This window comes from Microbacterium sp. JZ101 (genome assembly GCF_053903175.1).
This window is the reverse complement of the sequence record NZ_CP096400.1, coordinates 149,236-174,255: the sequence shown is the minus strand read 5'-3', so window position 1 is coordinate 174,255 and position 25,020 is coordinate 149,236. Positions and strand designations below refer to the sequence as shown.

Annotated in this window: 16 protein-coding genes; 14 read left to right on the top strand and 2 right to left on the bottom strand. The window is 70.0% G+C overall.

What is annotated here, in order from left to right:
- Positions 1–125 precede the first annotated feature (125 nt).
- Positions 126–674 carry a hypothetical protein gene (locus M1D56_RS00790; RefSeq protein ID WP_456284355.1) on the top strand — a complete coding sequence of 183 codons (549 nt, stop codon included), beginning with the start codon at positions 126–128 and terminating at the stop codon, positions 672–674.
- Positions 671–3,634: an ATP-binding cassette domain-containing protein gene (locus M1D56_RS00785; RefSeq protein WP_456284354.1), complete on the top strand. Its 2,964-nt coding sequence runs from the start codon at positions 671–673 to the stop codon at positions 3,632–3,634. The genes M1D56_RS00790 and M1D56_RS00785 overlap by 4 nt, the downstream gene beginning before the upstream one ends.
- Here M1D56_RS00785 and metH read toward each other — a convergent pair.
- Positions 3,549–7,169, bottom strand: coding sequence for a methionine synthase (gene metH / locus M1D56_RS00780; protein WP_456284353.1), 3,621 nt, complete (start codon positions 7,167–7,169; stop codon positions 3,549–3,551). The genes M1D56_RS00785 and metH overlap by 86 nt on opposite strands.
- 150 nt (positions 7,170–7,319) lie before the next feature.
- On the opposite strand from metH, the gene M1D56_RS00775 reads away from it, so the two are divergent.
- The 11 genes from M1D56_RS00775 (at position 7,320) to M1D56_RS00725 (ending at position 21,471) form a co-directional block, all read left to right on the top strand.
- Positions 7,320–8,849, top strand: coding sequence for an NCS1 family nucleobase:cation symporter-1 (locus M1D56_RS00775; RefSeq protein WP_421074916.1), 1,530 nt, complete (start codon positions 7,320–7,322; stop codon positions 8,847–8,849).
- 25 nt (positions 8,850–8,874) lie between these two features.
- Complete coding sequence (locus tag M1D56_RS00770; protein WP_324013058.1) at positions 8,875–9,600, top strand: aspartate/glutamate racemase family protein; 726 nt, start codon at positions 8,875–8,877, stop codon at positions 9,598–9,600.
- 136 nt (positions 9,601–9,736) lie between these two features.
- The gene (locus M1D56_RS00765) at positions 9,737–11,209 is read left to right on the top strand and encodes a GH32 C-terminal domain-containing protein (RefSeq protein WP_456284352.1); all 1,473 of its coding nucleotides are present in this window, start codon (positions 9,737–9,739) and stop codon (positions 11,207–11,209) included.
- Positions 11,210–11,257: 48 nt separating this feature from the next.
- The gene (locus M1D56_RS00760; protein WP_456284351.1) at positions 11,258–12,595 is read left to right on the top strand and encodes an ABC transporter substrate-binding protein; all 1,338 of its coding nucleotides are present in this window, start codon (positions 11,258–11,260) and stop codon (positions 12,593–12,595) included.
- A gap of 64 nt (positions 12,596–12,659) precedes the next feature.
- Positions 12,660–13,541 (top strand): carbohydrate ABC transporter permease, encoded by an 882-nt coding sequence (locus M1D56_RS00755; protein ID WP_324013062.1) that lies wholly within the window; start codon positions 12,660–12,662, stop codon positions 13,539–13,541.
- Positions 13,538–14,449, top strand: a complete 912-nt coding sequence (locus tag M1D56_RS00750) for a carbohydrate ABC transporter permease (RefSeq protein ID WP_456284350.1) — start codon at positions 13,538–13,540, stop codon at positions 14,447–14,449. The genes M1D56_RS00755 and M1D56_RS00750 overlap by 4 nt, the downstream gene beginning before the upstream one ends.
- On the top strand, positions 14,446–15,471 hold the full coding sequence (locus tag M1D56_RS00745; RefSeq protein WP_456284349.1) for a LacI family DNA-binding transcriptional regulator: 1,026 nt from the start codon (positions 14,446–14,448) through the stop codon (positions 15,469–15,471). The genes M1D56_RS00750 and M1D56_RS00745 overlap by 4 nt, the downstream gene beginning before the upstream one ends.
- Complete coding sequence (locus M1D56_RS00740) at positions 15,468–16,910, top strand: GH32 C-terminal domain-containing protein (RefSeq protein ID WP_456284348.1); 1,443 nt, start codon at positions 15,468–15,470, stop codon at positions 16,908–16,910. The genes M1D56_RS00745 and M1D56_RS00740 overlap by 4 nt, the downstream gene beginning before the upstream one ends.
- Before the next feature lie 80 nt (positions 16,911–16,990).
- Positions 16,991–18,547, top strand: coding sequence for a glycoside hydrolase family 32 protein (locus tag M1D56_RS00735; protein WP_456284347.1), 1,557 nt, complete (start codon positions 16,991–16,993; stop codon positions 18,545–18,547).
- A gap of 24 nt (positions 18,548–18,571) precedes the next feature.
- Complete coding sequence (locus M1D56_RS00730; protein ID WP_455969002.1) at positions 18,572–19,597, top strand: LacI family DNA-binding transcriptional regulator; 1,026 nt, start codon at positions 18,572–18,574, stop codon at positions 19,595–19,597.
- Between the two features lie 266 nt (positions 19,598–19,863).
- Positions 19,864–21,471, top strand: a complete 1,608-nt coding sequence (locus M1D56_RS00725) for a glycoside hydrolase family 68 protein (protein ID WP_456284346.1) — start codon at positions 19,864–19,866, stop codon at positions 21,469–21,471.
- A gap of 29 nt (positions 21,472–21,500) precedes the next feature.
- Here the strand turns inward: M1D56_RS00725 and M1D56_RS00720 are convergent, their stop codons facing one another.
- On the bottom strand, positions 21,501–23,084 hold the full coding sequence (locus tag M1D56_RS00720; protein WP_456284345.1) for a GH32 C-terminal domain-containing protein: 1,584 nt from the start codon (positions 23,082–23,084) through the stop codon (positions 21,501–21,503).
- 317 nt (positions 23,085–23,401) lie between these two features.
- Between M1D56_RS00720 and M1D56_RS00715 the strand changes: the two genes are divergently transcribed.
- Complete coding sequence (locus tag M1D56_RS00715; protein ID WP_455968998.1) at positions 23,402–24,994, top strand: glycoside hydrolase family 68 protein; 1,593 nt, start codon at positions 23,402–23,404, stop codon at positions 24,992–24,994.
- Positions 24,995–25,020: the final 26 nt, after the last annotated feature.

The following is a 25,020-nucleotide window of genomic DNA, read 5'->3' as shown; positions in this document are numbered from 1 at the left end:
CGGGCAACGACCGACAGGCGGGCGCTGCCGGGGCATCAGGGCAGGGAAACGTCGGCATGCCCCCCCCGAGCGCTCCTGTTACGCGCGGTTCCGACCACCGCCGCCGCGCGCCCTACGCTGAGTCGGTGACCAAGACACTGCGCGCCCTCTCGGGCCTCGCCGGCGCGATCGCCGTGCTCGCCCTGGCCTCCTGTGCAAGCCCCGCATCCGAGCAGCCGGCCGAGTCGGCACCGACCGAGACCCCTGCGGCCGAGACGGTCGTCGACGGCGCGTGCGCCGACGACGAGGGCATCACGCTCATCGTCGACAGCACCGCGCTCGAGGGCGGCGAGCGCAGCGAGCGCTGCGTCCTCGCGGACGAGCCGCAGGTCGCGGCCGACGTCCTGGCCGAGGCCGGCGTCGAGACCGAGGGCACGGAGGAGTACGGCGACGAGGTGCTCTGCCGCGTGGACGGTCTGCCGTCGGCGACCGAGCCGGTCGGCTCGACCGAGGACCCGGCGTACGTCGAGGAGTGCGCGTCGATGCCCGCCGCGTTCGCCTACTGGTCGATCTGGATCCAGCCCGCCGACGGCGAGTGGGAATACGCGATGGAGGGCCTGTCGACCCAGGAGGTCGCACCGGGCGAGAGCCTCGAGCTCCTCTTCACGCTGGACGGCGCACCCGCGGCACCGTGACAACGCGATCCGCGGCGGTGAGGACCGCGGCCGTCGTGGCCGCGGGCTTCATCGTCGTCCGGATCGTCTACCGCATCCTCTTCCACGGCGCCGACGGCGACGGCGCCGTGCTCTGGGCGCTGCCCGAGCTGCGCCTCCCGCCGCCCTTCGCGCATGTGCGCCTGCTCGGCGAGGTCACGGCGGATGGCCTGGCGGACGCCGCGCTGAGCGCGGTTCCGATCGCGCTCGTCATCCTCGGTATCGGCGTGCTCACGGCGCTCGTCGACGTGCCGCGCCTCCTCGCGCACGGCGCGCGCGGGCGCTTCCTCGGCGGAATCTGCCGCGCCCTCGCCATCGCGTGGGCCACCGTTCCCTCTCTCGCCGACGCGGTCCGCGCCGCGCAATTCGCCCAGCGACTGCGCGACGAGCGGAACGCCGCGCGCCTCCTCGCGCCCGTGCTCGAGCGCGCCCTCGAGCGCGCGACCGCGCTGAGCGCGGCACTCGAGCTCCGCGGCTACGCGGGTCGGCCATCCCCCGCGGCACGCGCCGAGACGGCCGTCCTGCTCGATGGCCTCCGCGCGGGGTTCGACCCCGTCGAGGTCGTGCGCGTCGATGCGCTCGCGCTGCCGCGAGCATCCGTCGTCTGCCTGTCGGGGCCGACCGGCGCCGGCAAGTCGACGCTTCTGCGGCTCATCGCGGGGCTCCACACGCACGTCGATGGCGGATGGATGGCGGGACGCGCGGAGGTCGTCGGCCGCGAACGCAGCGCGGTGCCGCCGCGCGACCTCGCGCGGGACATCGGCGTCGTGCTGCAGCAGCCGCGGCAGGCGTTCGCGGCGGCTCGCGTGGCCGACGAGATCGGCTTCGCCCTCGAGCTGCGCGGCGTCTCCGCAGCGGACCGTCGCGAGAAGGTCGCCGACGTCGCGGAGCGGATGGCCATCGGCCACCTCCTGGAGCGCCCCGTGCGCGGGCTCTCGGCGGGCGAGGCGACCCTCGTCGCCCTCGCATCGGCCATCGTCGACGACCCGGCGCTCCTCCTCGTGGACGAGCCGCTCGCCGACCTCGACGCCGACTTCCGCGGCCGGATCGTCGCGCTCCTCGACGCGCTCGCCCATCGCGACGGCATGTGCGTCGTCGTCGCCGAGCACCGGATGGCCGAGCTCGCCTCCATCGCCGACCTCTCGCTGCGGATCGAGGACGGGGCGGCGGCCCCTGCCGACCTCCGTTCCGGTCCCGAGCGGAGCAGGGCGCCGCGCCGCACGCCGCCGGCCGCAGCCGCCGTCGCCCTCGCGGCCCACGACGTCACCGCGCGACGCGGGACGCGCATCGCCGTCGACGAGGCGAGCCTCGACCTGCACGCGGGCGAGGTGCTCGTGCTGACCGGCCCCAACGGGGCGGGCAAGTCGAGCCTCCTCGAGGCGCTCGCGACCGGAGCGCCCGGGGTCGCGGTCGCGGGCGGGGCGCGCCGCCGCGTCGCGCTCGTCCCCGATGCGTCCGACGACCTCCTCCTGCGCGACACGGTCGCCGCGGAATGCCGCGCGGCCGACCGGCGCTTCCGCCCCGCGCAGCCCACCGCCGAGCGGCTCGCGGCGTTCCTCGGCCTCGAGCCCGGGGCGCCGACATTCACGCGCATCCTCCGCACGCACCCGCGAGATCTGTCCGCGGGGCAGCGGCGCTGCCTGGCCATCGCCCTCCAGACCGCGCGCAGCCCGAGGGCGCTGCTCATCGACGAGCCGACGCGTGGGCTCGATCCCGCGGCCCGCGCACTCGTCGCACGCGCCGTGCTCGCCGAGGCCGACGCCGGGGTCGGCGTGCTGCTCGCGACGCACGACGCGGCGTTCGCGGAGCTCGTCGCGGACCGCCGGCTGGCGATCGCGGACGGGCGCGTGGGTGTGCCGGGGACGGAGGGGGACGGCGTTTCGGCTCACGGCGTTTCGACTCGCTCCGCTCGCTCAACGACCGGGGGCAGGTCGCTCGCGGACGGGGCCGGGGGCAGGGTGCCCGCGGACGGAGCCGGAAGCGGGGTGCGGTTCTCGACGACGGGTCACGACGTTTCGACTCGCTTCGCTCGCTCAACGACCGGGGGCAGGTCGCTGCGCTCCCCGAACGAACCGACTCGCTTCGCTCGCTCAACGACCGGGGGCAGGGCGCTCGCGGAGGGAGCCGGCAACCTCGCGCTGCTCGCACTCGCCAACCTCGTGGCGGTGGGGGCCTTCCTGTGGCCCCTCTTCGCGAGCGCCCTCCCGACCGAGGCCCAGGCCGCCGTCCCGTACGTGGCGGTCGCCGTCGCGCCGCTCGCGGTCATCGCCGTGCTCGCCCTCCTCGACGGCTCGGTGCGCTCCGCCCACACGCTCGCGCACCTGGCCGTCCTCGGCGCCGTGGGCGCGGCCATCCGCATCGTCGGGACGGGCGTCGGCGGCGTCGAGGCGCTGTTCGTGCTGCTCATCCTCGCGGGCCGCGTGCTCGGGGCGCGCTTCGGCCTGCTGCTGGGCGCCGTGTCGATCGGGATGTCGGCGCTGCTCTGGGGAGGCGTCGGCCCGTGGCTGCCGTTCCAGATGTTCGCGTGCGGATGGGTCGCGGCGGGCGCGGGGCTCCTCCCCCGCCGCGTGCGCGGACGGGCCGAGATCGCGATGCTGTGCGTCTACGGCGTCGCGGCGTCGTACGCCTTCGGGCTCATCATGAACATGTGGTTCTGGCCGTTCGCGGTCGGGGCCGGCACGGGAGCGTCCTACGCGCCCGGGGCGCCGCTCGCCGAGAACCTCGCGAGCTTCCTCGTGTACTCGCTCGTGACCTCCACGCTGAGCTGGGACACGCTGCGGGCGATCACGACCGTCGTCGGGCTCGCCCTCGTCGGCACCGCCTGCCTGCGCGCGCTGCGGCGGGCGAAGCCGGCCGTCACACCGAGAAGTACTTCGCTTCCGGGTGGTGGAAGACGAACGCGTCCGTCGACTGCTCGGGATGCAGCTGCAGCTCCTCGCTGAGCTCGACGCCCATCCGCTCGGGCCGCAGCAGCTCGACGACCTTGCGGCGGTCCTCCATGTCGGGGCACGCGGGGTAGCCGAGCGAGAACCGCGCGCCCCGGTACTCGAGCTTGAACAGCCCCTCGGTGCTCGTCGGGTCCTCGGCCGAGAACCCCAGCTCGTCGCGGATGCGCGCATGCCAGAACTCGGCGAGCGCCTCGGTGAGCTGCATGACGAGGCCGTTCAGCTCGTAGTAGTCGCGGTACCGGTTCTCGGCGAACATCCGCGCGGTCACCTCGTCGATCCTCGCGCCCGCGGTCACGAGCTGCACGGGCAGCACGTCGACCTCGCCCGATGCGCGTGCGCGCACGAAGTCAGACAGGCACAGGTGCCGATCACGGCGCTGGCGCGGGAAGTGGAAGCGCAGTCGGTCGGAGCCGACCGACCCGCCCGAGCCTCCGTCGGGCGCGAGCAGCCCCGCGCGGCCGATGCGGCCATCCGGATCTTCTCCGTGATGGAGCACGACGAGGTCGTCGCCCTCCGAGACGACGGGGAAGTACCCGTACGCGACCGACGGATCGAGCATGCCCTCCGCGAGGATGCGGTCGAGCCAGTACCGCAGGCGCGGCCGGCCCTCGCGCTCGACGAGCTGTTCGTACGACAGTCCGTCGTCGCCGCGACCGGGCTTCAGCCCCCACTGGCCCATGAAGGTCGCGCGCTCGTCGAGGAAGGCCGCGAAGTCAGCCAGCGCGATGCCGCGCACGATTCGCGTGCCCCAGAACGGCGGCGCCGGCACGGGGTTGTCGGCCGCGACGTCGGAGCGCTCGGGCATGCTCTCCGGCTCGGTGAGCGTGAGAGCGGCGCCCTTGCGGTGGATGCGCTTCTTGAGGGGCGGGAGGCCCACCTCGTCGGGCGAGGCGCCGCGCGCGATCGCGACGAGCGGCTCCATGAGGGCGAGGCCCTCGAACGCGTCCTTCGCATAGCGCACCTCGCCCTCGAACAGGCTCGCGAGGTCGTCCTCGACATAGGCGCGCGTGAGCGCCGCACCGCCGAGGATGACCGGCCAGCGCCTCGCAAGGCCCCGCGCCTGCAGCTCCTCGAGGTTCTCCTTCATGACGACCGTCGACTTCACGAGCAGGCCGCTCATGCCGATCACGTCGGCGTCGTGCTCCTCGGCCGCGGCGATGATGCCGGCGATCGGCTGCTTGATGCCGAGGTTGATCACCTCGTACCCGTTGTTCGTGAGGATGATGTCGACGAGGTTCTTGCCGATGTCGTGCACGTCTCCGCGCACGGTCGCGAGGACGATGCGGCCCTTGCCCGCGTCGTCGCTCTTCTCCATGTGCGGCTCGAGCAGCGCGACGGCGGTCTTCATGACCTCGGCCGACTGCAGCACGAACGGCAGCTGCATCTGGCCCGACCCGAAGCGCTCGCCGACGACCTTCATGCCCTCGAGCAGGTGGTCGTTGATGATGCCGAGTGCGGTCATCCCCTCGGCGCGCGCGAGGTCGAGGTCCTCCTCGAGCCCCTTGAGCTCGCCGTCGATGATCCGCCGCTGGAGCCGCTCTCCCGTGGGCAGCGCGGCGAGCTCGGCCGCGCGCTGGTCGCGGAGGGCGGCGCTGTCGACGCCCGCGAAGAGGTCGAGCATGCGGGCGAGCGGGTCGTAGGTCAGGGTGCCGTCGGCGTCGTACGCGCGGCGGTCCCAGACGAGATCGAGCGCGACCTGGCGCTGCTCCTCCGGGATCGACGCGAGCGGCACGATCTTCGCGGCGTCGATGATGCCCGAGTCGAGACCGGCCTGCGACGCCTCGTGCAGGAACACCGAGTTCAGCACCGAGCGGGCGGCCGGGTTGAGCCCGAACGAGACGTTCGAGACGCCCAGCGTCGTGTGGATGCCGGGGTACTTCGCGACGAGGGCGCGGATGGCCTCGATCGTCTCGATCGCATCGCGCCGGGTCTCCTCCTGGCCGGTCGCGATCGGGAAGGTGAGGCAGTCGACGATGATGTCGGAGACCTTCATGCCCCACTCGCCGACGAGCTCGTCGACGAGGCGCGAGGCGATGCGGAGCTTGTCCTCCGCGGTGCGCGCCTGCCCCTGCTCGTCGATCGTGAGCGCGATCACGGCCGCGCCGTGCTCCTTGACGAGCGGCATGATGCGCCCGAAGCGCGAGGTCGGGCCGTCGCCGTCCTCGTAGTTGACCGAGTTCACGACGGGGCGACCGCCGATGAGCTCGAGACCGGCCTGGATGACGGCGGGCTCGGTCGAGTCGACGACGAGCGGCAGGGTGGAGGCCGAGGCGAAGCGCGAGACGATCTCGCGGATGTCGGCGACGCCATCGCGCCCGACGTAGTCGACGCACACGTCGAGCAGGTGCGCGCCGACGCGGATCTGCGAGCGCGCGATCTCGACGCAGTCGTCCCACCGGCCCTCGAGCATCGCCTCGCGGAACGCCTTCGACCCGTTGGCGTTCGTGCGCTCGCCGATCGCGAGGTAGGACGCGTCCTGGTCGAAGGGCACGTGCTGATAGAGCGAGGCGACGCCGGGCTCGATCTGCGCCGACCGCTCGGCGGCAGATGCCCCGCGCAGCCGGTCGACGACGGCCTGCATGTGCTCGGGCGTCGTGCCGCAGCACCCGCCGACGAGGCCGAGGCCGAACTCGCGCACGAACTGCTCGTGCGCCGTGGCGAGCTCGGCGGGCGTGAGGGGGTAGTGCGCGCCATCGGCCGTGAGCACGGGAAGGCCGGCGTTCGGCATGCACATGACCGTGACGGGCGAGTGCTTGGAGAGGTGCCGCAGGTGCTCGCTCATCTCCTGCGGCCCCGTCGCGCAGTTCAGGCCGATCGCGTCGACGCCGAGCGGCGCGAGAGCCGTGAGCGCGGCGCCGATCTCCGACCCCATGAGCATGGTGCCGGTCGTCTCGACGGTCACCTCGACGAAGATCGGCAGGCGGATGCCGCGGGCGACGATCGCCTGCTTGCACGCGTTCACGGCGGCCTTCGTCTGGAGCAGGTCCTGCGACGTCTCGATGAGGAGGGCGTCGGCGCCGCCGTCGATCAGGCCCTCGGCCTGCTGCGCGAAGGTCTCCTTGAGGTGCGCGTAGGTCGTGTGCCCGAGCGAGGGCAGCTTCGTGCCCGGCCCCATCGACCCGAGGACCCAGCGCATCCGGCCATCCGCCGCCTCCGCCGCATCGACCCGCTCGCGCGCGATGCGGGCGCCCGCCTCGGCGAGCTCGTGGATGCGGTCGTCGATGTCGTAGTCGGAGAGGTTCGACCAGTTGGCGCCGAAGGTGTTCGTCTCGATCGCGTCGATGCCGGTCGCGAGGTAGTCGTCGTGGATGCGGCCGACCATGTCGGGGCGCGAGACGTTGAGGATCTCGTTGCAGCCCTCGAGCCCCTGGTAGTCGTCGAGCGTCGGCTCGTATCGCTGCAGCATCGTGCCCATCGCGCCGTCGGCGATGACGACGCGCGTCGCGAGCGCGTCGCGCAGCGCCTGCGCGCGGGGCGCGTAGGGGATCCCGTCGATGTCGAGGGGGTGGCGGAGCGAGGGGGTCGGCACGGGGTCGATCTTAGGGCGCGGGCGCAGGCCAGACCGTTGACAGCTGGACCGACGACGTGGTGAAATTCCTTTACCCGAAACAGGCGTTCCATATTATGGAACTTTCATCATCCCTCTCCCCTGACGACGAAGTCGAGGAAAGAAGCGTCCATGTCGACCGAAGAGTACGTCCACATCCCGAGCCGCGCCTCCGAGGGGCTCGCGAACCCGCCATCCGCGACCTTCGCCGTCCAGGCCGGCATCAGCCCGCGCCTCTACAACAGCGACCTCGCACCCACGACCCGCGAGGGCCGCCACTGGAGCGCCTACAGCATCTTCACCCTCTGGGCGAACGACGTGCACAGCCTCGGCAACTACGCGTTCGCGATCGGCCTGTTCGCGCTCGGGCTGAGCGGCGGCGCGATCCTCGGGGCACTCGCGTTCGGGGCGCTCTTCCTCTTCCTGCTCCTGACGCTGTCGGGGTTCATGGGCGAGAAGACGGGCGTGCCCTTCCCCGTCATGAGCCGCATCGCCTTCGGCGTGCACGGCGCGCAGATCCCCGGCCTGCTCCGCGGCATCGTCGCGATCGCATGGTTCGGCATCCAGACGTACCTCGCGTCGCAGGTGCTGCAGGTCGTCATCATCGCGGTCGCGCCCGGAGCGGTCGCACTGCAGGCCGGATCCTTCCTCGGCCTGTCGGCCCTCGGATGGATCACATTCCTCGCCCTGTGGGCGATCCAGGTCGTCATCGTCAGCTACGGCATGGAGATGATCCGCAAGTACGAGGCGTGGGCCGGGCCGATCATCCTCGGCACCTTCGTCGTCCTCGCCGTCTGGGTGCTCATCCAGAGCGGGTTCCAGATCGACTGGGCGCCGCTCGGCACGGCCGAGGGCGGCGAGCTCTGGCTCACGATGCTCGGCGCGGCGTCGCTGTGGGTGTCGATCTACGGCACCTTCGTGCTCAACTTCTGCGACTTCACGCGCGGTGCGAAGTCGCGCGCGGCCGTCGTCAAGGGCAACTTCTGGGGCATCCCGATCAACATGCTGTTCTTCGGCGCGATCGTCGTCGTGCTCTCGGGCGGCACGTTCCGCCTGAACGGCACGCTCATCACCTCGCCCGCCGACGTCGTCGCGGCCATCCCGAACACCTTCCTGCTCGTGCTCGCCTCGCTCGCGCTCATCGCCCTCACGATCGCGGTGAACCTCATGGCGAACTTCGTCGCCCCGACCTACGCGTTCACGAACCTCCTGCCGCGTCACCTGGACTTCCGCAAGGCGGCCATCCTGTCGGCCGTGATCGGCCTCGTGATCCTGCCGTGGAACCTCTACAACTCGCCCGTCGTGATCAACGTCTTCCTGGGCGGCCTCGGCGCCCTCCTCGGCCCGCTCTTCGGCATCATCATGGTCGACTACTGGATCATCCGCCGACAGCGGATCAACGTGCCCGAGCTGTACTCGACCTCGCCGGTCGGCGAGTACGCGTACACCCGCGGCTTCAACCCGCGAGCCGTCATCGCCCTCGCGATCTCGGGCGCGATCTCGCTCCTGTTCACGTTCCTGCCCGCGTTCGCCGCGGTCCGCGACTTCTCGTGGTTCTTCGCCGCCGGACTCGCCGCGGTCGTGTACGCCGTGATCGCCGACCGCCGCGGGCCCTTCCACGATGTCGCCGGCACCGACATCGCCGTCACGCCGACCCACTGATCGCCCCGGAAGAAGGAGCACCGACATGCGCATTCTCGTCGCGAACGTGAACACGACGGAGTCGATGACCGAGGGCATCGCGGAGGCGGCGCGCTCGGCCGCCTCTCCGGGCACCGAGATCATCGGCCTCACCCCCGACTTCGGCGCCGAGTCGTGCGAGGGGAACGTGGAGAGCTACCTCGCCGCGATCGCCGTGATGGACAAGGTGACGCGGTACGAGGGCCCGTACGACGCCGTGATCCAGGCGGGATACGGCGAGCACGGGCGCGAGGGCCTGCAGGAGCTGCTCGACGTGCCCGTCGTCGACATCACGGAGGCCGCGGCGTCGACCGCGATGTACGTCGGCCGTTCGTACTCGGTCATCACGACGCTCGACCGGGCGGTCCCGCTCATCGAGGACCGGCTCGTCCTCGCCGGGCTGCACGATCGGTGTGCCTCGGTGCGGTCGTCGGGCCTCGGCGTGCTCGAGCTCGAGTCCGACCCCGCCCGCGCGGTCGAGGCGATCGCGGCGGAGGCGCAGCGCGCCGTCGAGCAGGACCGCGCGGAGGTCATCGTGCTCGGCTGCGGCGGGATGGCCGAGCTGAAGGACCGCGTCGTGCAGCTGTGCGGAGTGCCCGTCGTGGACGGCGTGCAGGCGGCGGTCGCGGTCGCGGAGGGCCTCGTGCGCCTCGGCCTTCGCACGTCCAAGGTGCGCACCTACGCCCCGCCGCGCCCCAAGCGCGTCACCGGGTTCGCCGCACTCGCGCGCTGACGGGCGCCGAACGACGGGCCCTCCGCGTCAGACGCGGGGGGCCCGTTCCCCTTGTTCGTGATTAACCGATTGACCATCTCCACCGAGACCTGCTAACGTCCTGCTCAACCGATTAACCACCAATGACGGGGTGACGATGAGCCGACGAGGGTTCTACCGACCGGACGGAGCCTGGGTGGGGGACGTGATCCCCTGGCAGGAGGATGGCGTCTTCCATCTCTTCTACCTTCACGAAGAGCGCCGCGAGCCGAAGACCGGAATGCCGTGGCTGCGCATCGAGACGACGGACCTCGTCGAGTTCTCAGAGAAGGGCGTCGCACTCGCCTCGGGCGGGCCGGACGCGGCAGACTTCAACGTCTACACCGGCAGCATCGTCCGCGACGAGAGCGGCCTCCACCACGCGTTCTACACGGGTCAGAACCCGACCCTACTCGGATCCGACGGCCTTCCCGTCCAGGTCGTCATGCATGCGACGAGCGCAGACGGCATGCGCACGTGGCAACGGCACCCCGACGACGCTTTCGGCGCAACGCCCGGCTACGAGACCTCGGACTGGCGCGATCCGTTCGTGTTCCGCGACCACGAGGCCGGCCTCTGGCGCATGCTCATCACGGCTCGCCACGACAGCGGGCCGCGGCGCCGACGGGGCGTCATCGCGCAGTGCGTCTCGCACGACCTCCGCGCGTGGCAACCCGCAGCGCCGTTCTGGGACCCGCGGCGCTTTCTCGCGCACGAGTGCCCCGAGGTGTTCCAGTGGGGGGACTGGTGGTACCTCGTCTCGTCGGAGTTCAGCGAGTCGTTCACCACCCGGTACCGGATGGCCCGGAGCCTCGACGGCCCGTGGCTGGTACCCGAGCACGACACGCTCGACGGACGGGCCTACTACGCGGCCAAGTCGGCCGAGCGAGACGGACGACGCCTCTTCTTCGGCTGGATCGCGACGCGCGAAGGCGCGTGCGACGACGGCGCGTGGCAGTGGGCCGGCACGCTTTCGGTGCTCGAGGCGGAGCAGCGGATGGACGGCACGCTCGCCTTCCATCCGCCCGCCGAGCTGCGCAGCGCCTACTCCACCGGGTCGACGGGGGTCGTCATGCACGCTGAGACGCTCGCCGCACCCGACGGCTATCAGCACATCCTCTCGCACGAGGACGCCCCTGACGCCTTCCGAGTCACTGCTCAGTTCGAGATCAGCGAAGGCACGACGGAGTGCGGCATGCTCCTGCGGACGAGCGCCGACGGCGACGCCGGCTACGCCATCCGCGTGGAGCCTCGACGCAACCGCCTCGTCTTCGACCGCTGGCCGAGGCGCCGCACGGGCGGCGAGCAATGGCAGATCTCGGGCGACGTCCCGTTCGCGGTCGAGCTCGAGCGGCCGTGCACCGTCGACCCGGGCGCGCACGTGCTCGACGTCCTCGTCGACGGCGACATCTGCGTCGCGACCCTCGACGACGCAACGGTGCTCAGCACGCGCATCTACGACCGCACCTCGGGCCGCGTGGGCTTCTTCGTCGGCGAAGGGTCCGCACTCCTGCACGAACTCACCGTCCGCGTCCCCGAGTCCACCGCCTCTGCGGATCGCCGCGAGACCCTCCTCTCCCTCGGCCGCTGAGCCGACGCCCGCCCACACCCGATCGATCAGTCAATGGAGATGACGACCATGTCCCGCCCTCACCGCAGCGCGGCGCTGCTCGCCGGCCTCGCCGCTTCCGCTCTCGCCCTCGCCGGCTGCTCCGGCACGACCGCCTCCTCCGATCCCGCCGACGTCGACCCCGACGGCGAGATCGTCGCCCGCGAGATCTCGTGGCTCCTCTCCCGACCAGCAGACGGCGGCGTGATCACGGCCATGCAGCAGATCGCCGACGAGTACGCCGATGAGCACCCCGGGTTCGCCCTGAACCTCATCACGACACCGGACCGCCCCTCGTACATCCAGAAGTACGAGACGCTCGCCGCGGCGAACAAGCTGCCCGAGCTGTTCGACACCGATGCGACGCCGTTCGCGCAGAAGCTCGCCGATCAGGGTCGCATGGTCGACGTGGAACTGCTCCTCGAGGATCTCGGGCTCGCCGACGACTACCGCGAGGCCGCCCTCGCCTACCAGCGGTTCGACGACGGGTCGCTGTACATGGTGCCGTTCGAGTTCCAGCTCGAGTTCTTCTGGTACAACACCGATCTCTTCGCCGAAGCGGGCGTCCAGGTGCCCGCCACACTCGACGACTTTCCGCAGATGTGCGAGCAGCTGAGCGCCGCCGGCATCACACCGATCGCCCTCGACGGGGCGGACCAGTGGCCGCTCGAGCGCTACCTGGCCTACTACCCGTTCCGGATGGCCGGGCCCGAGTACGTTCAGGACCTCAAGAACGGCGACGCGTCGTTCGCCGACCCGGCGGGTCGCGCCGCTGCCGAGTGGATGCACGCACTCGGCGAGGCCGGCTGCTTCGCCGACGGCTTCTCCTCGACCGGATACGCGGACGCGCAGGCGCTCTTCACCTCGGGGCGCGCGGCCATCTACAACATCGGGACCTGGGAGCTCGGCAACCTCGCGACCGATGCCCTCGACCCGGCGGTGCGAGACGCCGTCGACTACTTCACGCTGCCGACGATCGACGGGGCGGTGACGGCCGAGAACGAGTACGTGACGCCGTCGGGCATCGGGATGGCCGTGAACGCGAAGACGTACGACCCGCTCGTCCGCGACTTCCTCGCGTTCGCGCTTGAGCGCTACCCCGAGGTCTACGCGGCCACGGGCGCACTGTCTCCGACGACGACCTCCGAGACGGCCATCCCCGAGGGCGCCACCGACCTGTACACGCGCGCGGTCGAGCAGGCCGACGGCGTCGGCGAGGCCATCGCGATGCCGTGGGACACGCAGCTCGATCCCGCGACGAACACGCGCCTCCAGCAGGAGCTGACGCTGCTCGTACAGGGCGAGATCACCCCGGACCAGTTCATCGAGACGATGGACGCGACCCTCGCGGAGAACCTCGATGGCTGAGACGGCTCGGTCCGGGGCGAGCGTACGCCGCCCGTCCCGGCCCCGCCCGACGATGCGGACGTCCATGCTGCCGCGCCGCTCGGCGCTCTCGGTCGCGGTGTTCCTCGTCCCGCCGTTGCTGCTCTACGGCGTCGCTGTGCTGCTGCCGATCATCCAGTCGCTCGTCCTCAGTCTGTTCCGCTGGGACGGGATCACCGACATGGTCTTCGTCGGCGTCGACAACTACGTCAAGATGCTCACGCGTGACGACGTGTTCTGGACGTCGTTCGGAAACGCGCTCGGCTACCTCGCGATCTGCCTCGTGCTGCAGCTGGGCGGCGCGCTCGCGGTCGCCGGGCTGCTCACCGCGCTGCCGCGCGCCCGGGAGCTCGTGAAGACGCTCTACCTGCTGCCTGCCGTGATCTCGACCGTCGCGATCGCCTTCCTCTTCCAGCGCATCTACTCGCTGGACCCGGTCGGCCTCCTCAACCAGGCGCTCGCGTGGCTCGGTCTCGAAGACCTTCAATCCGCGTGGCTCTCGGACGTCCAGACCGTGCTCGCTGCGGTCTCGATCCCCGAGGGATGGCGCTTCACCGGCCTGTACATGCTGATCATCTACGCGGCCCTGATCGCGGTCCCGCGCGAGCTCGAGGAGGCCGCTCGTCTCGACGGCGCCTCCTGGTGGCAGACCTTCTGGCGCATCCGCTTCCCGTATATCCGCCCCGTCTGGATCACCACGACGATCATGGCGACGACCTTCGCCCTGCGGGGGTTCGATATCCCCTACCTCCTGACGGGAGGAGGTCCGGGGCAGGCCTCCGAGCTCCTGACGACGTACATGTACAAGACCGCGTTCGTGCACACGGACTACGGGTACGCGAGCGCGATCTCGGTCTTCATCGTCGTCGAGTGCCTCGTCGCCGTCGGCCTCATCATCCTCCTGCTCCGTCGAAGGGACGACTCGTGACCGCTCCCGCCCTCATCCGACCTTCGGAGACCGCCGTGACCGAACCGCCGCGCGATCGCGCGCGGACCCCGCGCACGCAGCGACTCCCGATCCACCGCGCACTGCTGAGCGTCACGGTCGCCCTGATCGTGGTCGTGCAGGTCTACCCGCTCGCCTGGCTGTTCGTGACGAGCTTCCGCACGGCGTCCGACTTCGCGGGAGGCAACCCGTTCGCCCTGCCGTCGGCGTACACACTCGAGAACTACGAGCGGGCGTTCGCGACCGGCGACCTGTGGCTGAACATCCTCAACAGCCTCATCGTGACGCTCGGCTCGAGCGCGCTCATCGTGATCGCCGGGATGATGGCGGCGTACTCCCTGCAGGTGCTCGGCTTCCGCTTCAGCGGGCTCGTGCGCTCGCTGTTCCTCCTCGGCATCATCGTGCCGGTCCAGATCGCGCTCGTTCCGCTGTTCATCGACTACTCGCAAGTGGGCCTGCTCGACACCCATATGTCGATGATCATTCCGCTCGCGGCGTTCTCTCTGCCGATGTCGGTGTACCTGTTCTCCTCCTTCTACGAGTACATCCCGCGAGAGATGTACGAGGCCGCCTCACTCGACGGAGCGGGCCCGTATCGGATCTTCGCGAAGATCACCTTCCCCCTCTCCGCGAACACGATCATCACGGTCGTCCTCGTGAACAGCATCTTCATCTGGAACGACTTCATCTTCGCGAACACGTTCGTGCTGTCGGATGGTCTCAAGACCATCCCGCTCGGCCTGCAGAATTACATCGGGGCGATGGGCAACACCGACTGGACAGCGACGTTCGCCGCCGTGTGCGTCACGGTGGCTCCGCTGCTCCTCGTGTTCCTCGTGCTCAACAAGGCGATGATCAGCGGACTCGAGAGCGGAGCGACCAAGGGATGACGACCACCGACCACGGGCGCTCGCCGGTCACCATGAGAGACGTCGCCAGGGCCGCAGGCGTCTCGGTGGCGACCGTCTCCCACGTCGTGAATGACAAGCCCGGCGCGCGCATCGGCGAAGACGCCCGCCGCCGCGTGCAAGAGGCCGTGCTCGAACTCGGCTACCGCCCGAACGCCCTCGCGAAGACGCTGTCGCAAGGCTCCTCGCGCTTCATCGGCCTCGTCGCCGATGCGATCGCGACGACGCCGTTCGCCGGCCAGATCATCCACGGCGCACAGGACGAGGCCTGGAAGCACGGCTATGTGCTGCTCGTCGCCAACACCGACGGCAACACCGCCGCCGAGACGGACGCGATCGCCATGATGCTCGAGCACCAGGTGCAGGGCATCCTCTACTCGACCTGGTACCACCGCGAGATCGTCGTCCCGGAGACCCTCCGCCAGACCGACACCGTGCTCGTCGACTGCTTCGCGCCGGGCAGCGGCCTCCCCGCGGTCGTGCCGGACGAGGAGCAGGGCGGCCGCACGGCCACCGAGGTCCTGCTCGCAGCGGGGCACACGAGGATCGCCTTCATCAACACGACCACGCCCTCGCCCGCGCAGAGCGGACGCCTGGCGGGCTATCGCGCAGCCCTCGAGGCGGCCGGCATCCCCTTCGACGACGCGCTCGTCCTCCCCGCGGCGCCCGAGCAGGAGGGCGGCTACGCGTCCACGAGGCAGGTGCTCGCGTCTCAGGCGACAGCGGTGTTCTGTCACAACGACCGCGTGGCGATGGGCCTCTACGACGGACTCCGCGAACACGGGCGACGCGTGCCGGAGGACATCGCTGTGATGGGGTTCGACAACCAGGAGGTCATCGCCGCGCACCTCCGACCGCCCCTGTCGACGGTCGCCCTCCCGCACTACGAGCTGGGCGCTGCCGGCGTGCGGGTTCTGCTCGGCATCGACGATGCGGCCGACGGAGTGCGTCGCATCGCCTGCCCTCCCGTCGCGCGCGCGTCGATCGCGGAGGCTAGGTCATGATCCGCGTCCCTCGTCCGGCGTTCCACCTCACGCCGAGGCGCAACTGGATGAACGACCCCAACGGCCTGGTTCATCACAGCGGCCTCTGGCATGCCTACTTCCAGTACAACCCCGAGTCGTCCGACTGGGGCAACATGAGCTGGGGCCACGCGTCCAGCACGGATCTCGCGCACTGGACCGAGCACCCGGTCGCTCTGCGGCACCGGCCGGGTGAACAGATCTTCTCCGGGTCCGTGGTGGCCGAGCGGGACGGCGTCCGGCTCATCGCGCACTACACGAGCGCATACGACGACGGCCGGCAAGCGCAGTCCCGCGCCGTGAGCGACGACGGCGGCCTCACCTGGTCGCCCGACCTCGAGAACCCCGTGCTCGACCGAGGGACGACGTCCTTCCGCGATCCGAAGGTCGTCCGGTTCCCGACGGCCGACGGCCGCGATCGATGGATCCTCGTCGCGGTCGAAGCCGACGCGCGTCAGGTGCTCTTCTACGGGTCCGACGATCTTCGCACGTGGGAGCATCTCAGCTCGTTCGGGCCACTCGGAACCGATGGTGTGGTCTGGGAGTGCCCCGACCTCGTCCCGCTCGCCGTCGACGACGATCCGGATGACATCCGCTGGGTTCTCCTGCTCAGCACGAACCCCGTCGGCGACGATGCCGATCCTCGCGGATCGGCGATGAGCTGGATCGCCGGGACCTTCGACGGGATCGCCTTCACACCCGACACCTGCCAGTTCGCTCGGCTCGACGAGGGACGTGACCTCTACGCCGGCGTCACGTTCGACAGCGCACCAGGCGGCGAGGCGGTCATGCTCGCCTGGATGAGCAACTGGCGCTACGCCCATGCCATCCCGTCGTCGCCGTGGCGGGGAGCGATGTCGCTCGCGCGTCGACTCTCGCTCCGCCGAGACCGTCGCGGACGAGTGCAACTGCACCAGGAACCCCCGATCTTCGTGCGCGAGCACCTCGCCGATACGCCGTCGAAGGTGGTCCGCGCCGCGAGACCATTCGCTGAGCTCGCCCTGACCGCCCACTCCCTGCTCGAGTTGGAGTGGGATCCGCGCACGACCGGTTCTCTGCGCCTGCGGCTCACGGGCGACGCCGACGCGTTCGCGGAGCTGAGCCACGATCCCGAGACAGCGACCCTCCGCTTCGAGCGCGGCGGCCCCGACGCGGAGGCCGTCCATCCTGACTTCGCATCGGCGTGCACGACCGGCTTGATCGAGGACGGATCGACGCGACGGCTGCTGATCAGCCTCGACGGCCCTCTGCTCGAGGTGTTCGCCGACGACGGCGCGGCGACGATCACACATCTCGTGATGCTCGGCGACGGCCCAGTCGTCGCAAGCCTGCAGACCGAGCGGGCGGGCGCCGTCAGGGCCTCGACCGCCCATCTCGCCGCCGATCGTCCGACCGAGACCCTCGCCGCCGCGCTCGCCTGACCCTGCCCTTCGAACGCCGTCGTCCGCACACGCCACGGCGGGCGCACCGTCGCGCCCGCGAACACCGAGAGGAAACTGCGATGATGCATCCGATCTCCCGCCGCCGACTCATGCAAGGCGCCGGAGCCGGCGCCCTCGCCCTGCTCGTCGGCTCCGTCGACGCAGCGCCTGCGCGCGCGCTGACGTCCCTGCGCGCGATCTACCACCTGACCCCGCCGTCCGGCTGGCTCTGCGATCCCCAGCGTCCCGTCCACGTGGGCGGCGCCTATCACCTGTACTACCTGCATTCCGATGTGAACAATGGGCCAGGCGGATGGGACCACGCAACGACCGTGGATGCGGTGACGTTCACGCACCACGGGACGGTCATGCCGCTGCGGCAGAACGTCCCGGTCTGGTCCGGATCGCTCGTCGTGGACGCGGCGAACACCGCGGGCTTCGGGTCAGGGGCGATCGTCGCGCTCGCGACGCAGCCGACCGACGGCGTGCGCCGTTTCCAGGAGCAGTACCTGTACTGGTCGACGGACGGCGGGTACACGTTCACTCCCCTGCCGGACCCCGTGATCGTCAACCCGGATGGGCGCACGGCGAGCACGCCCGAGGAGATCGCGCACGCGGAATGGTTCCGCGACCCGAAGATCCACTGGGATGCTGCACGGGGCGAGTGGGTGTGCGTGATCGGCCGTGCGCGCTACGCGACGTTCTACACCTCGGCGAACCTGCGCGACTGGCGCCTGCGACGCAACTTCGACTACCCGGACCACGCGCTCGGCGGCATCGAGTGCCCCGACCTCTTCGAGATGACGGCCGACGACGGCTCTCGTCACTGGATCCTCGGCGCGAGCATGGACGCGTACGGCGTCGGACTCCCCATGACCTACGCGTACTGGATGGGCACGTGGGACGGCGAGCAGTTCCTTGCCGACGACCTCACTCCGCAGTGGCTCGACTGGGGCTGGGACTGGTACGGAGCGGTGACGTGGCCGAAGGCGGACGCGCCCGAGACCCGGCGCTATGCGACCGCCTGGATGAACAACTGGAAGTACGCCGCCCGCGATGTGCCGACAGACGCGACCGACGGATACAACGGGCAGAACGCGATCACGCGCGAACTGCGCCTCGTACGCCAGGCCGGCGGCTGGTACAGCCTCCTCAGCAGTCCCGTCGCGACGCTCGCGGAACGCGTGACCTCCGAGACGACCCTGCCTGATCGGATCGTCGACGGAAGTGTCGTGCTGCCCTGGAGCGGGCGCGCCTACGAGCTCGAAGTGGACATCTTGTGGGACTCGGCGACCAACGTCGGCGTCTCGGTCGGGCGCTCCGCAGACGGCGCGCGCCATACGAACATCGGCAAGTACGGCAGCGACCTCTACGTCGATCGCGGGCCGTCCGAGCTCGCGGGGTATGAGCTCGCGCCCTACACGCGGGCAGCTGCGCCGATCGATCCCGCCGCGCGCACGGTGCACCTTCGCATCTTCGTCGACACGCAGAGCGTGGAGGTGTTCGTGAACGCCGGACACACGGTGCTGTCACAGCAGGTCCACTTCACCGAGGGCGACACCGGCATCTCGCTCTACACCGACGGCGGGCCGGCGCGCTTCTCCGGTATCGTCATCCGCTCTTTCGAGGGGAGCTGAAGGCATGTGCACTAGCGTTGCGCTATGGCCACGGCGGAACCGAAGCGGAGGGTCGGCATCCGTGATGTCGCTGCTGCCGCCGGCGTGTCGCCGACGACGGTCTCCCACGCCTTCAGCGGCGCACGCGCTCTCAACCCCGATACCCGCGCGCGGGTGATCGAGACGGCTGAGCGATTGGGCTATCTGCCGGATGTCCGCGCGCGATCGCTGCGCGGCTCGCGCACGTACACGCTCGGCTTCCTGAGCGACGTCATCGCCTCCACGCCGCACGCCGGTCGCATTGTGAGCGGCGCCCAGGCGGCCGCTGCCGAGCACGACAGCGTCCTCGTCGTGCTCGATTCCGATGGGATGGCCGACCGCGAGCGACGTCAGATCCGCACGCTGCTGACGCATCGCGTCGACGGCTTCATCTACGCGCGGATGTTCCACCGTTCCGTCGTCGTCCCCGACGAGTTGCGCGACCAGAACGTCGTCCTCGCCGACGCGACGAGCGACGATCCGAGCCTCTCGTCGGTCGTGCCCGATGAGCACGGGATCGGACTCACCGCGACGCGGCACCTCATCGCGGCGGGGCACCGTCGGATCGCCCTCGCCACGATCGGCGGGGACGTGCCCGCTGCGCACGGGCGAGAGGACGGCTACCGCGCGGCCCTCGCGGAAGCGGGGCTCGCGGCCGACGAGCGGCTCGTCGTCCGCGCGAGCGGCGATCCGACCGGTGGTTACGAAGCGGGCGTCGCGCTGCTCGCGCGCACACCGCGCCCGACCGCCGTCTTCTGCTTCAACGACGAGATGGCGATGGGCGTGTACCAGGCGGCGGCAGCAGCGGGCATCTCGATCCCGCACGAGCTCTCCGTCGTCGGCGTCGATGACCTGCGGATCATCTCCGCAGGGCTCCGCCCGTCTCTGACGACCATCGCGCTGCCGCACGCCGAGATGGGCCACTGGGCGGCGTCGCGTCTGCTCGCGGCTGTCGAGGGCGACACCGAGCCGGTCCAGGCGCGCCTGGAATGCGCCCTCGTGGAGCGCGGCTCGGTCGCGCCTCCCGCGTGAGCGGGGTGCATCGCCCCGTCGGGTCACGACAGGGCGATGCACCGTGCAGCGATCGGAAGATGCGCACGTCACTTCTCGAGTGACCGCCCGGAGGCTAACACCGCTGCAAACCGATTTGCAACCCATGTTCTCGCGGAAACCGCATGCTGCCGCTGCCCGGTAACCCGGGCAGTTGACACACCCTCAGTGCAGTCATAGCGTCTGCCCCGGAAGATCACACGTCACGTTCGAGCGGCCGTCCCATCCATCTGACGAAAGCGAAGATCGTGAGCACACAACGAACCCGGCGCCGCCTTCTGGGCGTCGCCCTGGCGCTGAGCGCACTCAGCGCGTCTGTCATCGCGGGGCCGGCGATCGCCGCCCCTGCGGCTACCGCGCTCGATGCGGTGCCTGGTTTCCCGGCTCCCACCGAGCACACGCAGGAGGCATACGACCCGCTGTCGGACTTCACCGCGAAGTGGACGCGTGCGGATGCCATGCAGATCCAGGCGATGTCCGACCCGAACGCCGCTCCCCGGGAGAACTCCCTCCCCGAGGAGTACACGATGCCGACGATCCCGCAGGACTTCCCCGACATGAGCAACGAGCAGGTCTGGGTGTGGGACACCTGGCCGCTCACCGACGAGAAGGCGAACCAGTACCGCGTGAACGGCTGGGAGATCATCTTCTCCCTCGTCGCCGACCGCAGCCTCGGCTTCGACGAGCGCCACCACTACGCCAAGATCGGCTACTTCTACCGCCCGGCTGGCACCGCTCCGGGCAACGAGGGCGGCGAGTACGCCGAGAACGGCGGCTGGACCTACGGCGGCCTCGTGTTCGACGAGGGCGTGACCGGCACGATCTTCGAGGACCAGTCCTACAGCCACCAGACCCAGTGGTCCGGTTCCGCCCGGGTGTACCCGAACGGCGAGATCAAGCTCTTCTTCACCGACGTGGCGTTCTACCGCGACGAGAACGGGCAGGACATCAAGCCCTACGACCCGCGCATCGCCCTCTCGGTCGGGCACGTGCACGCCAACAAGAACGGCGTCAAGCTCACGGGCTTCAACAAGGTCCACGACCTGCTCCAGGCCGACGGCGAGTACTACCAGACCGCCGAGCAGAACCCGTTCTTCAACTTCCGCGACCCGTTCACGTTCGAGGACCCCGCCCACCCCGGCGAGACCTTCATGGTCTTCGAGGGCAACACCGCCATGCCCCGTGACGAGGCCTACTGCACCGAGGAGGACCTCGGCTACCGCGAAGGCGACCCCTACGCCGAGACCGTCGAAGAGGTCAACGCCTCGGGCGCGACCTACCAGATCGGCAACGTCGGACTGGCCCGCGCGACGAACAAGGACCTCACCGAGTGGGAGTTCCTCCCGCCCATCCTCTCCGCGAACTGCGTCACGGACCAGACCGAGCGCCCGCAGATCTACATGCAGGACGGCAAGTACTACCTCTTCACGATCAGCCACCGCCACACGTATGCCGCAGGCCTCGACGGCCCCGAGGGCGTGTACGGCTTCGTCGGCAACGGCATCCGCAGCGACTACCAGCCCCTCAACCGCGGTTCGGGACTCGCGCTGGCCAGCCCGTCGAACCTGAACTACGCGGTGGGACACCCCTTCGACCCGGACTACAACCAGCACCCCGGCCAGTTCCAGGCCTACTCGCACTACGTCATGCCCAACGGCCTCGTGCAGTCGTTCATCGACACGATCGGAACGAAGGACAACTTCCGCCGCGGCGGAACCCTCGGCCCCACCGTCCGCATCGAGATCGACGGCGACACCGCAACAGTCGACCGCACGTACGGCGACAACGGCCTCGGCGGCTACGCCGACATCCCATCCAACCTCGAGCTCAAGCCCCAGCCCCAGAACAGCCGCTGACGCGGTGCGGCTGAGTGTGGCGTCCCTCGTCAGCGCGCGCTCGCGAGAGGCGCCACACTCACGTCCTCGACGATGACGTCACCGCCGACGGACTCGACGGCGATCGCTCGCCCCGCGGGATCGAGGAAGACCAGCCCAGTGAGCGACGCGATCCCGCCCTCCGCGAAGGCTTCGATGGAGATCGCGTCGACGACGACGTCGAACTCGACCCGCCCGTCGGCGAGCGGCGCCCGCGCGGTGCGCACAGCCCCGTACTGCTCGGGCATCGCGTCCGCAGCGAGGTCCGCGTCGCGGGCGAGGAAGACGGCACCCTGGGCGAAGTCCGCGCCGACCGTCGCGAACGCGCTCTCGTCGCCGACCCGCACGCGGACCTCGTCCGCAGGATCGCGAGGGTCCTGGGCGATCGTCATCCGCAGCCGGAACGCGCCCTCCGCCGGCTGCGGGATCCCGTCGACCGCGGTCTCGCCCTCGACGATCCGGATGCCGGATGCCGAGACTGGCGCGCCCTCGAGGGCGCCGATCGCGTCGATGGGCTCCGACGTGAGAGCAAGGCGCCGGTCCTGTTCGCGAAGGCGGAGCTCGCGCACGATCGAGAGCGCTCCGCCCTGCCACCCCGCGGTCGGCAGCGATCCGGCGTAGGCCCAGTTGTTCATCCATCCGAGCGCATACCGCCGCATGCTCGCGGCGCCGTCGCGCGGATCGCTCCACGTCACGCCCGCGTAGAAGTCGGCGCCGCCGTCCAGCCAGAGCGGGTCATCCTCGGATGGCACGAACGCCTCGCCGTCGAATGAGCCCGTCCAGTACGCGTACCCGGTCGTGCGCCCGTGCCCCTCGCCGTTGGCGCTCACACCGAGCACCCAGTGTCGCGAGCCGTCCTCGGCCGTCATCTCGAAGAGGTCCGGACACTCGAGCACGCCGAGGTCGTCGCGCTCCAACCCCGAGCGATAGGTCCACTCCTTCAGGTCAGGCGAGGTGTAGAAGCCGATCTTGTCGCCTTCAGCGAGGAGCATCAGCCAGCGCCCGCGCTGCTCGTCCCAGATCACCTTGGGATCCCGCCAGGCGTCGACCCCCGGGTTGTCCATCACCGGATTGCCGTCGTACGACGCGAAGCTCTCCCCGCCGTCGGTCGAGAAGAAGAGCGACTGCCGCTGGACGCCGTCGTCCTGCTGCGTGACGAGCGCAACGAGCGCGCCCGCCCCGAAGCCCGCTGTGCCGCGCTTGTCGACGACGACGCTGCCGGTCCAGATGTCGCCGAGGCCGTTCCGGTACTTCTCGATCGCGACGCCCTCGTCGCGCCAGTGCACCAAGTCGGTCGAGCTCACGTGGTACCAGGCCGTGCCGTTTCCGTGCGGGTGGTCGGCGTTGTAGAGGTAGTAGAGGTGCCAGCGACCGTCGACGAAGACGGGCCGCTGAGGGTCGTTCATCCAGTGCGCCGACGGGGTGAGGTGGATGCTCGGACGACCCTCGGCCGTCGCGGCGGGCGACCCAGACGACCCGGGCGCGGATCGGCCATCGTCGCGGGGCCAGGCCCACACGAGAGCGACGACGACAGCCAGGACGATGGAGAACGCGGCCAGCACGGCGAGGCGCGTGCGAGCGCGGCGGGAGGTCATGAGGACTCCTTGGGGTGCACCGCCTCCCCGCCGATGGGCGACGGAGACGGTGCACCATCGCGGACAACAGGGGTGGAAGTTCAGCACGCCACATCCGAGTGACGCCTCCACCGTATGGCGTTGCAAACCGTTTTGCAATCAGTGGATTCCCAGGAAATCGCCTTCCGCCGCGCGATGACGCGGCGGAGTCGGCAGCCGATCTCCGCGTGATGACCCGATGCGTTTGACACGGCTCTCAGCGCGCGCATAGCTTGCCCACCGGAAGATCACACCCTGCGTTCGAGCGACTTTCCTGTCTCCCCACGAAAGCGAAGAACGTGACCATCACACGCACTCGACGGCGCCTGCTCGGCGCCGCTGTCGCGATCGGCGCCCTCGGCGCCTCCCTCCTGGCCACCCCGGCCATCGCCGCCTCGGATGCGGTGCCTGGTTTCCCGGCTCCCACCGAGCACACGCAGGAGGCATACGACCCGCTGTCGGACTTCACCGCGAAGTGGACGCGTGCGGATGCCATGCAGATCCAGGCGATGTCCGACCCGAACGCCGCTCCCCGGGAGAACTCCCTCCCCGAGGAGTACACGATGCCGACGATCCCGCAGGACTTCCCCGACATGAGCAACGAGCAGGTCTGGGTGTGGGACACCTGGCCGCTCACCGACGAGAAGGCGAACCAGTACCGCGTGAACGGCTGGGAGATCATCTTCTCCCTCGTCGCCGACCGCAGCCTCGGCTTCGACGAGCGCCACCACTACGCCAAGATCGGCTACTTCTACCGCCCGGCTGGCACCGCTCCGGGCAACGAGGGCGGCGAGTACGCCGAGAACGGCGGCTGGACCTACGGCGGCCTCGTGTTCGACGAGGGCGTGACCGGCACGATCTTCGAGGACCAGTCCTACAGCCACCAGACCCAGTGGTCCGGTTCCGCCCGGGTGTACCCGAACGGCGAGATCAAGCTCTTCTTCACCGACGTGGCGTTCTACCGCGACGAGAACGGGCAGGACATCAAGCCCTACGACCCGCGCATCGCCCTCTCGGTCGGGCACGTGCACGCCAACAAGAACGGCGTCAAGCTCACGGGCTTCAACAAGGTCCACGACCTGCTCCAGGCCGACGGCGAGTACTACCAGACCGCCGAGCAGAACCCGTTCTTCAACTTCCGCGACCCGTTCACGTTCGAGGACCCCGCCCACCCCGGCGAGACCTTCATGGTCTTCGAGGGCAACACCGCCATGCCCCGTGACGAGGCCTACTGCACCGAGGAGGACCTCGGCTACCGCGAAGGCGACCCCTACGCCGAGACCGTCGAAGAGGTCAACGCCTCGGGCGCGACCTACCAGATCGGCAACGTCGGACTGGCCCGCGCGACGAACAAGGACCTCACCGAGTGGGAGTTCCTCCCGCCCATCCTCTCCGCGAACTGCGTCACGGACCAGACCGAGCGCCCGCAGATCTACATGCAGGACGGCAAGTACTACCTCTTCACGATCAGCCACCGCCACACGTATGCCGCAGGCCTCGACGGCCCCGAGGGCGTGTACGGCTTCGTCGGCAACGGCATCCGCAGCGACTACCAGCCCCTCAACCGCGGTTCGGGACTCGCGCTGGCCAGCCCGTCGAACCTGAACTACGCGGTGGGACACCCCTTCGACCCGGACTACAACCAGCACCCCGGCCAGTTCCAGGCCTACTCGCACTACGTCATGCCCAACGGCCTCGTGCAGTCGTTCATCGACACGATCGGAACGAAGGACAACTTCCGCCGCGGCGGAACCCTCGGCCCCACCGTCCGCATCGAGATCGACGGCGACACCGCAACAGTCGACCGCACGTACGGCGACAACGGCCTCGGCGGCTACGCCGACATCCCATCCAACCTCGAGCTCAAGCCCCAGCCCCAGAACAGCCGCTGAGCCGCAGCACACGAGGGCCCTCCGCG